General features: G+C 42.0%; 15 protein-coding genes and 1 pseudogene. 14 read left to right on the top strand and 2 right to left on the bottom strand.

From position 1 onward, the window contains the following. Positions 1 to 61: 61 nt before the first annotated feature. Together I6E26_RS10315 and I6E26_RS10310 are read right to left on the bottom strand one after the other, a co-directional pair. Positions 62 to 889, bottom strand: coding sequence for an IS3 family transposase (locus tag I6E26_RS10315; protein WP_235321781.1), 828 nt, complete (start codon positions 887 to 889; stop codon positions 62 to 64). Continuing rightward, positions 870 to 1,211, bottom strand: coding sequence for a transposase (locus tag I6E26_RS10310; protein WP_235321780.1), 342 nt, complete (start codon positions 1,209 to 1,211; stop codon positions 870 to 872). The genes I6E26_RS10315 and I6E26_RS10310 overlap by 20 nt, the downstream gene beginning before the upstream one ends. Before the next feature lie 131 nt (positions 1,212 to 1,342). Between I6E26_RS10310 and I6E26_RS10305 the strand changes: the two genes are divergently transcribed. The 14 genes and pseudogenes from I6E26_RS10305 to I6E26_RS10240 all read left to right on the top strand — a co-directional run bounded on the left by I6E26_RS10305 (position 1,343) and on the right by I6E26_RS10240 (position 11,805). Beyond that, on the top strand, positions 1,343 to 1,516 hold the full coding sequence (locus I6E26_RS10305; RefSeq protein WP_235321779.1) for a DUF5049 domain-containing protein: 174 nt from the start codon (positions 1,343 to 1,345) through the stop codon (positions 1,514 to 1,516). A 180-nt stretch (positions 1,517 to 1,696) separates the two neighbouring features. After that, positions 1,697 to 2,587, top strand: a complete 891-nt coding sequence (locus I6E26_RS10300; protein ID WP_235321778.1) for an amidoligase family protein — start codon at positions 1,697 to 1,699, stop codon at positions 2,585 to 2,587. 82 nt (positions 2,588 to 2,669) lie between these two features. Further along, positions 2,670 to 3,125, top strand: coding sequence for a gamma-glutamylcyclotransferase family protein (locus tag I6E26_RS10295; RefSeq protein WP_235321777.1), 456 nt, complete (start codon positions 2,670 to 2,672; stop codon positions 3,123 to 3,125). A gap of 192 nt (positions 3,126 to 3,317) precedes the next feature. Next, entirely contained in the window at positions 3,318 to 4,910 is a 1,593-nt protein-coding gene (locus I6E26_RS10290; RefSeq protein WP_235321776.1) for a terminase large subunit, read from the top strand. Between the two features lie 133 nt (positions 4,911 to 5,043). Further along, positions 5,044 to 5,265 carry a hypothetical protein gene (locus I6E26_RS10285; protein WP_235321775.1) on the top strand — a complete coding sequence of 74 codons (222 nt, stop codon included), beginning with the start codon at positions 5,044 to 5,046 and terminating at the stop codon, positions 5,263 to 5,265. Positions 5,266 to 5,327: 62 nt separating this feature from the next. Continuing rightward, positions 5,328 to 6,047, top strand: a complete 720-nt coding sequence (locus I6E26_RS10280) for a hypothetical protein (protein ID WP_235321774.1) — start codon at positions 5,328 to 5,330, stop codon at positions 6,045 to 6,047. A 309-nt stretch (positions 6,048 to 6,356) separates the two neighbouring features. Further along, positions 6,357 to 6,815, top strand: a complete 459-nt coding sequence (locus tag I6E26_RS10275) for a hypothetical protein (protein ID WP_235321773.1) — start codon at positions 6,357 to 6,359, stop codon at positions 6,813 to 6,815. 78 nt (positions 6,816 to 6,893) lie between these two features. Continuing rightward, the gene (locus tag I6E26_RS10270; protein ID WP_235321772.1) at positions 6,894 to 7,226 is read left to right on the top strand and encodes a hypothetical protein; all 333 of its coding nucleotides are present in this window, start codon (positions 6,894 to 6,896) and stop codon (positions 7,224 to 7,226) included. Between the two features lie 28 nt (positions 7,227 to 7,254). Beyond that, positions 7,255 to 7,956 carry a hypothetical protein gene (locus I6E26_RS10265; protein ID WP_235321771.1) on the top strand — a complete coding sequence of 234 codons (702 nt, stop codon included), beginning with the start codon at positions 7,255 to 7,257 and terminating at the stop codon, positions 7,954 to 7,956. A 131-nt stretch (positions 7,957 to 8,087) separates the two neighbouring features. Next, positions 8,088 to 9,344 (top strand): phage portal protein, encoded by a 1,257-nt coding sequence (locus I6E26_RS10260; RefSeq protein WP_235321770.1) that lies wholly within the window; start codon positions 8,088 to 8,090, stop codon positions 9,342 to 9,344. Continuing rightward, positions 9,337 to 10,043: pseudogene (locus I6E26_RS10255) on the top strand (head maturation protease, ClpP-related). Before I6E26_RS10260 ends, I6E26_RS10255 begins: the two are co-directional and overlap by 8 nt. Positions 10,044 to 10,061: 18 nt before the next feature. Beyond that, complete coding sequence (locus I6E26_RS10250; protein WP_235321769.1) at positions 10,062 to 11,246, top strand: phage major capsid protein; 1,185 nt, start codon at positions 10,062 to 10,064, stop codon at positions 11,244 to 11,246. A 20-nt stretch (positions 11,247 to 11,266) separates the two neighbouring features. Next, a complete protein-coding gene (locus I6E26_RS10245; RefSeq protein ID WP_235321768.1) occupies positions 11,267 to 11,545 on the top strand; it encodes a head-tail connector protein in 279 nt (92 codons plus the stop codon). Continuing rightward, positions 11,545 to 11,805: a phage head closure protein gene (locus I6E26_RS10240; protein ID WP_328228060.1), complete on the top strand. Its 261-nt coding sequence runs from the start codon at positions 11,545 to 11,547 to the stop codon at positions 11,803 to 11,805. Before I6E26_RS10245 ends, I6E26_RS10240 begins: the two co-directional genes overlap by 1 nt. Positions 11,806 to 11,826 lie beyond the last annotated feature (21 nt).

The following is an 11,826-nucleotide window of genomic DNA, read 5'->3' as shown; positions in this document are numbered from 1 at the left end:
TATAATGGGCCCCTTGTCAAGACCACTAAAAAAATATCTAAGCGTGTCTTAATCCAATAAATTATGCAACATTCTGGCCATAATAGTAAGAATCAGGCGTCCTATATGCCAATGCTTCATGTGGTCTTACTTTGTTATATTCGTTAATGTAATCTATTAATCCTTTGCGTAATTCTCGTGGGCTGGCAAATTCATTTGGATATATTTTTTCTGTCTTTAGGCTGCGAAACCACCTTTCAATTATTATATTATCTGCCCAACGGGATCTTCCATCCATACTCTGTTTTATACCGTAATTTCTTATCATCTCCTTGTATTCTTTACTAGTAAATTGACACCCCTGATCGGAGTTAAGTATTTCTGGGGTACCATATGTGGCTACAGCATCTTTTACGGCTTCCAATACATATGCCGTTCCAAGTGTGTCTGACAAATTCCAACCCACTATTTTACGGCTATACCAGTCTATAATAGCCGTTAGATACATATGGCCATGATGCATTTTTATATAAGTTATATCTATAGACCAAACCTGATTAGATGCTGTAACCTTATAATTTCGTAGTAAATACGGAACTATCGCCTCCTTGAAATTGCGTTTGGAAAGATTTTTCTTTGGATAAATAGCTGTTATACTCATTCGTTCAAGCAGTCTTCTTACAGTTTTGCGACAAACCTTAAAGCCTTCATGTATCAGTAATTTAGTAATCTTTCTTGACCCTAGGTATGGCATGGTTGTATGCCAATAATCTATTCTTTCCATAAGTTTTTCTTGTAGTAGCAACCGTTCTCTATCTGCTTCAACTGGTACATAATAAATACTAGAACGATTAATAGATAAGAGCTCACATTGACGGCGTATGGAAATATCAGATTCCTTTGTAATCAAATCCTGGTATTGAAGGGATATCTTCTCCAATTTTGCGAAAGCAATCCTGAAGAAAATTACGTTCCATTGTAAGCTGCCCAATAGTCTTCAGCATTTGATCATTCTTTTTCTTCAGGTCACTCTCCTTTCTCTGAGATTGTTTGTGCTCAGATTTTGCACCAAATACAAGATAAGCATTTTGTAAGAATTCCTGCTTCCACTTTCTAACCATGTTGGGGTTTAAGTTATGTTGAGCACATATTTCATTCAGTTCCTGATTACCTTGAAGAATATTCATAACAACTTTACTTTTAAATTCTGGTGTATATTGACAGCGTGTCATAAAAAATCCTCCTAGATTGTTATATATTTACTATAACATGCACGCTTAAATTTTCAAAATATGGTCCAGATTCTGGTATCCATTATAGTCTATGGTGAAGACAGCTGCCATGTTGTGAAGGAGGGGTGAGCATGACTGAAGAAATCAAGAATCAGATTTTGGCAGTCCGCCAGACCGGAGCCACGAACATGTTTGATATTATCCGGGTGAGGGAAATTGCCAAAGAACTTGATTTTGACGAGCTGGTGGAGTATCTTCCAGCCAACAAAGCTGAGTATGTGAACTTCATCCTTTATGGAAAATAAGCCATGGAAGATAGGCTGGGGAGAAGGGATGGAAATGCCCTGAACCACAGTATTTCAAGGGAAAATGTATCCTAAAATACATTGAAATACTTTCTGTAAATAACTTGCTATCAGTACAGATGTACGGTAATATACACACAACAAAAGCAAAGCAAGGCAAAACAGAAAGGATGACAAAACATGATTGATTTGAGAGCACAGACCTTCGGAGTAGAGATTGAGATGACAGGAATTACAAGAAACAGGGCGGCAAAGACAATTGCAGCCTACTTTGGAACAGAGGTAAGCCATTACGGCGGCGGTTACGATGCCTACCACGCAACGGACAGACAGGGAATAACTTGGAAGGCCATGAGCGACTCAAGCATCAGAGCCGAGAAGAAGGACGGCAGTTACGCAAGCGACCTTTACAAGACCGAGGTGGTTACACCGATTCTTCGATACGAGGACATTGAGGACCTGCAGGAAATCCTCAGAAGGCTGAGAAAAGCCGGAGCGGTTGTGAACAGTAGCACAGGAATCCACATCCACATCGGAGCAGAGAATTTCACCCCCGCCACCCTTTGCAACCTTCTCAAGAACATCAGAAGCAAGGAGGACATCCTTTACAAAGCAATACAGGTCAAGGAAAACAGGGCAAGATACTGCCAAAAGACCAATCAGAAGCTGATTGAGATGATTGAAGCCCACCGCCCAAAGACAAGGGCAAAGCTTGCAGACCTCTGGTACGCAGAAGCGCCACACGGCAGAGACCACCATTACAACAGCAGCCGCTACCACGGACTTAACCTCCATGCCTACTTCACAAAAGGAACGGTCGAGTTCAGGCTTTTCAACAGCACCCTCCACGCTGGCGAGTTAAAGGCCTACATACAGTTCTGTATGGCGGTTACCGCAAAGGCGGTAAACACCAAAAAGGCAAGTTCAAAGCCAAGCAGCAGCGATAACGAAAAATACACCTTCAGGTGCTGGCTTCCCCGCCTTGGCCTTAACGGAGATGAATTCAAAACCTGCAGGTTCCACCTCCTTAAGCACCTCGAAGGAAACTCAGCATGGAGGCACCTTTCCTAAAGCGAATCAAGCCACCAGCCCCGAAAGGGGCCTTTAGGTGGTAGGAGCATATTGATTTGTTTTAGGAAGGGAGTCTTCAGATATGAAAAGAAAAATTTATTTAGCCTATGGAAGCAACATGAGCCTTCAGCAGATGTACCACCGTTGCCCTGATGCTGAGCCGATTGGCAAGGGAATCATTAAGGGATGGCGACTAATGTTCAAGGGTTCGCAAAGCGGCAATTATGCCACCATCGAAAAGGAAGCGGGGTGTAAGGTTCCCGTGGTGGTGTGGGCCATCAGCCCGGCAGACGAAAAGAATCTTGACCGCTGCGAAGGCTGGCCATCCTTTTATGTAAAGGAAGATATCGAATTCAACTACATCGGAGACCGTCCAGGCAGACGGGCAAAGGGAACCGGCATGGCCTACATCATGCCACCTGAGAATTCGAAGCTGGGGCTTCCGACCAGGCAGTACTTTGATGGGATTTTGGAAGGCTACGAAAGATTCGGGCTGGATACGAAAATCCTCTATGAAGCCCTTAAGTACAGCGAGTAAAAGTTTCAGGAAAGGCTCTCTTCGGAGGGCCTTTTGGTCGTACTGAAATCTAGTGCCTTGGTATCAAGTATTCTTTATATCAAAGTAATGAATTCCAGGGCACAGTATCCACTGTGTGTTAGTCTTGAAAGTTTTATAATACTAAAGTATCCGCTCCAACAAGGGGCGGATTTTTATTGGGAGGATACAGGAATGGCAGAATATAAGCCTACAAAATTCAAACTGAGAACATCTTATTATGACAAGGCTCAGGCTGATTTTGCTGTGGGCTTCATTGAGTGCCTGTGCCATACAAAGGGCAGGTGGGCAGGAAAGCCATTTAAACTACTGCCATGGCAGGAACAGATTGTAAGGGATATTTTTGGTACACTGAAAGCCAATGGAAACAGGCAGTTTACCACAGCCTATATTGAAATTCCAAAGAAGAATGGAAAAAGTGAGCTGGCTGCAGCAATTGCCCTTTATATGCTTTTTGCCGATGGTGAGGCATCGCCAGAGGTTTATGGTGCCGCTGCAGATCGTCGGCAGGCAGCCATAGTATTCGATGTAGCACATCAAATGGTTAATATGACAGCTGCCCTGGCAAAACGGTCAAAAATTCTGACAGCCACTAAAAGGATTGTGTCGGGTTTCAATAATGGGTTCTATCAGGTACTTTCAGCAGAGGTGACGAGCAAGCATGGATTGAATGTTTCAGGGCTGGTTCTTGATGAAGTCCATGCTCAGCCAAACCGAAAACTATATGATGTACTGACCAAAGGCTCTGGTGATGCCAGAGAGCAGCCATTGTACTTCCTTATAACCACAGCAGGTAATGACACAAATTCCATCTGCTATGAGCTTCATCAGAAGGCATTGGATATTATTGAGGGCCGCAAGGTGGATCCTACATTTTATCCTGTTATTTATGGTGCACCTGAATCTGCTGATTGGACAAGCCCTGCTGTGTGGAAAGAGGCAAATCCCTCTCTAGGTGATACTATTACCATGGAAAAAATGCAGGCTGCCTGTGAGTCAGCCAAGCAGAATCCGGCAGAAGAAAATTCTTTCAGGCAGCTCCGACTAAACCAATGGGTAAAACAGGCCGTCCGTTGGATGCCTATGGACAAATGGGACGCATGTGGCTTTCCTGTTGATGAGGATAGCCTGAAGGGACGAGTTTGCTACGGTGGTCTTGATCTGTCCAGTACCACAGATATTACGGCCTTTGTGCTGGTGTTTCCACCAGAGGACGAGGACGATAAATATGTGGTGCTGCCGTACTTCTGGATTCCAGAGGATACCATAGACCTTCGAGTGAAGCGTGACCATGTGCCTTATGACCTATGGGAGCATCAGGGATTCTTGCAGACGACTGAAGGAAATGTAGTTCACTACGGCTACATAGAGAAGTTCATCGAGGAACTTGGCACAAAATACAACATCAGAGAAATCGCCTTTGACCGCTGGGGTGCTGTGCAGATGGTGCAAAAACTGGAGGGCATGGGATTTACTGTAGTTCCATTTGGTCAGGGCTTTAAAGATATGTCACCACCGACGAAAGAACTGATGAAGCTGACATTAGAGCAGAAAATAGCTCACGGTGCTCATCCAGTCCTCCGTTGGATGATGGATAACATCTACGTCCGCACTGATCCAGCTGGCAATATAAAAGCAGACAAAGAAAAATCCACAGAGAAGATCGACGGAGCCATAGCCACAATAATGGCCCTGGACCGCGCAATTCGCTGTGGAGCAGGAAGTGTTGATTCAGTTTATGATAGTCGAGGAATTTTATTGCTATAAAAGCAGGATAACAGAGTTATTTGTAGAATAAGATATAGTAGAAGTTGATTTTTATTATGAATATTCTACGAATAATTATGTCAATTTTACTGGAATAATCGCTACTAAGGAAACCGCATTCAAGAATATAGGAATGGGTGACGTAGTGCCTAATTTGATAATACCTGCCAACCAAAAGAAAAACTTTGTTGTTATTATTTCTAGAGTTACTGAAATTAGACATGAATGGCAGGGGGATTATACTACATTATTGGCTGATGGGTCGTTATTCGGTGAATTGTCATTGAGCTATGTTACAACTGATGGTAAGATGTTTTTCGTTGTAGCAGACAGTCCAAATGTTATTTTACCATAGAGTGTATTTGTTAAGTACGATACAAAGATTATTGATAGAAATAAGTAAGAGGAGATTTTCATATGAACTGTAGTCGTTATTTGAAAAGGGTACTAGTGTTGGTATGTTGTATTCAACTGATTGCTTCGTTGGGTTACGCTGAAGAACTGAAATATGTTATGAAAACACTAAATAGGATTAGTGGTACATGGTATACACTTGATGGGAATGTGGCATATAATATTTCTGGCAGCACTATCAATGGTAAAAAGATTGTGGATATAAGCGGGCTGGCAGGTGGTGGCTCTAATTTTGCTTGTACTATTCATATGCAAGATTCCTCTACAATGCGGCTCAGTTTCACGAATGCTGGATATGATAAAACTGAATTACATCAGTACATGTCTACTAATGGTCAATCATACAGAAGAAGTGCTTTGCCACAATATTATGAATCTGTCGGTGGTATTTATTTGGGAATGAGTGAGAATCAGCTATACGCCCTATATGGTGTACCGAATTTTACTCAGGATAGTCATGGCAGAAAACAGCTCGGATATTCTGAACTTGGCCTGGAAATCGATATAAGGGACGGAATGGTAACTCAGATTACTATATATTCCTATGGTGATAGAGCCTTTGACAGAAGTGGATTGTCCGCTAAAAATAGCCCAACTGCATTCAGACAGGCATATGGTTTGAATAAGGATATTGGAAATTATGCTAATGATATCGGTCATAATGAATATATATGGTATTCACAATTAGATAATAGTGTAACACTGAGTCTATATTGGAATTAATTTTTAAATGAGCATCCAGCATCATATGGTTCGTTACCATAATGGCTTTTGATAGTGCAATACACCGCGGGGCAGGGAGTGCGGACTCGGTTTATGATAGTCGGGGGATTTTGTTGTTGTAGAATACTGAAGGTCTTGTACGGGGGGAGCAAATGTGTTATTATGGTGACATATTATCTGAAAATTATATGAAAACATTATTATGAAGAAACTAATTAAATGGAGTTGAGAATTTGAAAAAAAGTATTATTATTGACTGTGTCTATTATTGTGTTATCTATGAATATATGTAGTGCTCAGATATTTCAAGTGACCGAGAAAGATGTGCATACATTTTTCTCAGAATTGGCGAATGCGATTGGTAATAGGGAACGAATAATAATTTATCCACTTGGAAAAACTATAACTTCTGAGCAAAACCCATATATAGCTTATCCTGCAGCTATTAGTTGTGATAATGAAAATATAGCTTTGATGTTAATGGCGAATAGAGCTAATATTGTAAGTAGTGTAATTATAGGGTGTAGTGTATCACCAGGACATAACATGGAGCGGACATCTGGCGGGCTTGTACTGTGTGAGAGATTGATTATTGATCATATTGGAATTAATCAAAATGAGTATAGCGGAATACTTGCCCAATTATCAGCCAATCATAATAGAGCTTCGTATTGGTGTGATAGCATAAAACGTAGAACTATAATTGAAAATAACTTTGATGTTGAGAGAGAGATGTATTATGTTATTATAAGCGGATCTGATATTTAAAGTTCATGTTAGTATAAATTAGTGGACACAATAGGTGTGACATATTGAAATTATTATCAGAAAGGATAGAAAAATTGTATGATATGTAAAAATCAACGTGTTGTGTTTGGTTTTTGTTTATTGGCACTAGTTGCAGTATGTATTGTATTATATTTAGATATTAGGCAATTACAATTAGATAAAAAGGAGTTAGAAATAGAATTAAGTCTGAAAAATAATGAAATATATGAATTAGAACAAGAAAAAGAAGAGCTTAAGAGTCAAATAGATGAGATGCGTAGTTCTATGCAGTATATAAAACAACGACATGAATCAGAGTTGGAAGATGTTGCTGAAGAATCTGAGATAAGGGGTTGGAATGGTGCCATTAATAAGCTGATAGAAATTGATAATATATATCACTCATATTAAAAGAAAAGTATTTTTTAGGAGTATGATTATGAAAAAAATATTTTCGATATTAATATGCTTGTTAACAGTTTGTAGTGTTGTATTTGCTACACCTGTTGACAAGATGACAAAATTACAAGCCTTGAATGCTGCGCGTATGCATTTTGCATTAAAGTCAGTAGAAGGAATTGTATATAATGTTTACATAATCAGTGACGATGAAGAATATATAGGGAATAAATATTTTTGGGCAGAATCTCAGTTTGAAGAAAATTGGCAGGGGCATTATCATATTTATATAGCACCACAAAATAAACCAGATGAAATAGTTAGACAAGATGTAGCATTAGAAAAAAATCGACCATATCATAGATCGACTATGATATTAAATATTACAAGTCCAACACTGAATGGTTTTTATATTATTAAGGGAAAACAGGACTGGCCAGATTTTTTATTCTTCAAGCAGCGAGCATGTGGTAGCAGCAGTTTTTCGAGTAGCACGTTTGCTATAAAACATGGAAAAGTACAAGAAATAGAGTATCAAAATGTAGATGGCGAAATATTTACCCCTAATAACGGAAGGAAATCTCCGTATTATACAGCGGAAGGAGATATTGCTTTTCCGTGGTGGACTAATGCGCTTGAGACAAGAGGTTCGTATATAACAGTATATAGATTTGATAAAACAAAAATGTTATTACAGGCCTTATATACAGTAAAACAGACAAAAGTAATTTCTTATAAGTAAGTATTTCTACTTTTTATTGTTAATTGGTAGTGGGGATAAAGAACATGGAACAAACTATGTTTGCTTCTCTATATTGGCATCCAGCATCATATGCAGGGTGCTTTTCTTTTACCCAAATTTAGGAGGTACCTATGAGCATATTTTCAAAAATTTTTAAATCTAGGGATAAGCCGAAGAATTATCTTGGAGGCTTATCCTTTTTGTTTGGCCAGACTTCGGCGGGTAAGCCGGTCAATGAGAGAACGGCTATGCAGTCAACTGCAGTTTATGCATGTGTGCGTATCCTGGCTGATTCCATAGCTGGGTTGCCACTTCATTTGTACAAGTACAACGGCAATGGCAAGAAAATGGTTGTTAACCACAGTCTTTATCGTTTGCTGCATGATGAGCCGAATCCAGATATGACTAGTTTTGTGTTCCGGGAAACATTGATGAGTCATCTGCTTCTATGGGGTAATGCCTATGCGCAGATACTCAGAGACCATGCAGGTAGAGTGCTGGGCATGTATCCGCTATTGCCAGATAAGATGGAAGTGGACAGGGACAGTGTGACGGGTGAAATATTCTACACCTATACCAAATCCTCAGATGAAAATCCGAATATCAAACAGGCTGGGCAGGTAAGGCTGAAGAAACAGGATGTGCTGCATATTCCTGGTCTTGGCTTTGATGGTTTGGTTGGCTACAGTCCGATTGCTATGGCAAAAAATGCAGTGGGCATCTCACTTGCCACCGAGGAGTATGGTGCCAAGTTCTTTGCCAATGGTGCTACGCCTGGCGGTATTCTTGAGCATCCAGGCGTGGTAAAAGATCCAGAGCGCCTTCGTCAAAGCTGGCACGCACAGTTCGGTCAAAAGAACAGTCATAACGTGGCTGTCCTGGAGGAAGGTATGACTTTTCATCAGATGACTATACCGCCAGAGCAGGCACAGTTTTTGGAAACACGCAAATTTCAGATTGACGAAATAGCTCGAATTTTCCGAGTACCGCCACATATGGTGGGAGACTTGGAGAAGTCGAGCTTTTCAAATATTGAGCAGCAGTCACTTGAGTTTGTGAAATACACGCTAAATCCGTGGGTTATCCGCTGGGAGCAGGCCTTACAAAAGTCCCTTCTGACAGATATGGAAAAGGGAGAGTATTTCATAAAATTCAATGTGGACGGTTTGCTCAGAGGAGATTACCAGAGCCGTATGAATGGCTATGCCGTAGGACGGCAGAATGGCTGGTTCTCTGCTAACGACATCCGCGAAATGGAGAATTTAAATCCTATCCCAGATGAGGAAGGTGGCAATCTGTATCTCATTAACGGCAACATGACGAAGCTCAAGGACGCAGGTCTTTTCGGCAATAACGGTAATGTAGAGGAGGGAGAATCCAATGAATAGGAAATTTTGGAATTGGGTAAAAATGAAACCGAGGAAAATCATGAAGAACGTATTTTACTTCTTAATGGTCAGATTAGCGATGAGACCTGGTTCGGTGATGAGGTCACTCCGGGGCTTTTTCGCGATGAGCTTAACGCTGGCTCTGGTGATATTACTGTGTGGATAAACAGCTCAGGTGGTGACTGCTTTGCTGCCGCCCAGATTTACAACATGCTGATGGATTACAAGGGCAACGTCAATGTAAAGATTGATGGTCTGGCAGCGTCTGCGGCCTCCGTAATCGCGATGGCAGGCACAACAGTTGAGATGAGCCCTGTGGCCATGCTGATGATTCACAATCCGATGACTGTAGCCATTGGCGATTCTGCCGAGATGCAAAAAGCCATCGACATGCTGGCTGAGGTCAAGGAAAGCATCATCAATGCTTACAATCTGAAAACCAATATGTCTAGGAACAAGATATCCAAGCTGATGGATGCCGAGACCTGGATGAACGCCAAGAAAGCGGTAGAGCTTGGCTTTGCCGACAGCATCATGTTTTCTGAAAATAAGGATAACGAGAAGAATGATGGTGTACAGGCTATGCTTTTCAGCCGCCAGGCGGTGACTAACTCTTTAATGAGTAAGCTAACACCACCAAAAGTAAATAACGTTGACGCAGGGCAGCTTCAGAAGAGGCTGTCTTTAATTATGCACTGATATAGGAGGAATTTATTTATGGATAAGATTACAGAACTTCGCAACAAGAGAGTAAAGCTGTGTGAGGATACCAAGGCTTTTCTGGATTCCCACACCGATGCCAATGGCATGATGAGCGCAGAGGACGCTGCAGCCTACGACAAGATGGAAAATGACCTTGTAGAGCTTGGCAAGTCTATCGAGCGTTTTGAGAAGCAGGCCGCCATGGATAACAGCATGGCCCAGCCAACCAATCAGCCAATCGTAAATACGCCAGGTGCGTCTATCAAAACCGGTCGCGCTAGTGATGAGTACAAGCAGGCCATGATGACTGCCCTTCGCACTAACTTCAAGAATGTCAGCAATGTGCTGCAGGAAGGTAACGACGCGGCAGGTGGTTATCTCGTACCAGTAGAGTACGATAAGCGCCTTGTGGATGTATTGACTGAGGAGAATATCATGCGCTCCCTGGCCACCACCATAACCACTTCTGGTGAGCATAAGATTAACATCGCCGCTACTAAGCCGGCAGCCTCCTGGATTGAGGAAGGTGCGGCTATCAGCTTCGGCGATGCAACCTTCGACCAGATCATGATGGATGCCTACAAGCTCCACATCGCTATCAAGATTACCGAGGAACTGCTCTACGACAACGCCTTCAACCTGGAGTCTTATGTCATCGAGCAGTTCGGTAAGGCTATGGCAAATGCAGAGGAGGATGCCTTCCTCAACGGTGATGGCAAGGGCAAGCCAACGGGCCTGTTCCATGAGACTTTGGGTGGTCAGGCAACCTGCACAACTAATACCGCCAATATCTCCGCCGATGATGTGATTAACCTCATCTACACTTTGAAGCGCCCATACCGCCGAAATGCATCCTTTATCATCAACGACCAGACCATCTCTGCACTTCGTAAGCTGAAGGATAACAATGGCGCATATATCTGGCAGCCAGCAGTTATTGCAGGTGAGCCTGACCGTCTCTTTGGCTATGCCCTGCATACCTCTCAGTATGCTCCTGCGGGTGGCGCTGGTAAGCCAATCCTGGCATTTGGTGATTACAGCTACTACAACATCGGTGACCGCGGTTCTCGTTCTATGCAGCAGCTGCGTGAGCTCTTTTCTGGTAATGGCATGGTCGGTTATCTGATGAAGGAGCGCGTGGATGGTCGTCTGATTCTGCCAGAGGCTGTACAGATTTTGAAAGTTAAGGGCGGCGCCTGATAAAACTACGAGGTGATTATATGCTGGTAACAATTGAAGAAATGAAAAATTATCTTCGTTTGGATAGCGATGAGGACGATGTCCTCGTCGCCCAGCTTATAACATCCGCCCAGCAGTTTTGTAAGGACATACTCAGGGTGGATAAGCTGGAGGATACTGGCGAAGGTGAGGATACCATCAAGGTAGCAATTTTTTATACAGTGACTTATATGTATGAGCATCGAGAACAGGCTGATTATAAGGAATTGGCACTGACTCTAAGAGCACTTTTGTCTGGTGTGAGAAAGGATAAGTTTTGATGAAGCCAGGAAAAATGAGATACAGAGTGACTATTTTATCTAGGGCGGATACCCAGGATGAATACGGTAATGCTTTAGATGATTGGAATGAAGATTTCACCTGCTGGGCAGATATTGTGCCAGTTACTGGCAGGGAATATTTTTCTGCCGAGCAGAGTGTATCTGAAACCCAGTATAAAGTCTATATAAGGTATCGCGATAGTATTACTATAATGGGCCCCTTGTCAAGACCACTAAAAAAATATCTAAGCGTGTCTTAATCCAATAAATTATGCAACATT

The organism is Anaerovibrio lipolyticus (genome assembly GCF_021531495.1).
Lineage (GTDB): Bacteria > Bacillota > Negativicutes > Selenomonadales > Selenomonadaceae > Anaerovibrio.
This window is presented reverse-complemented; position numbering and strand designations above follow the sequence as displayed.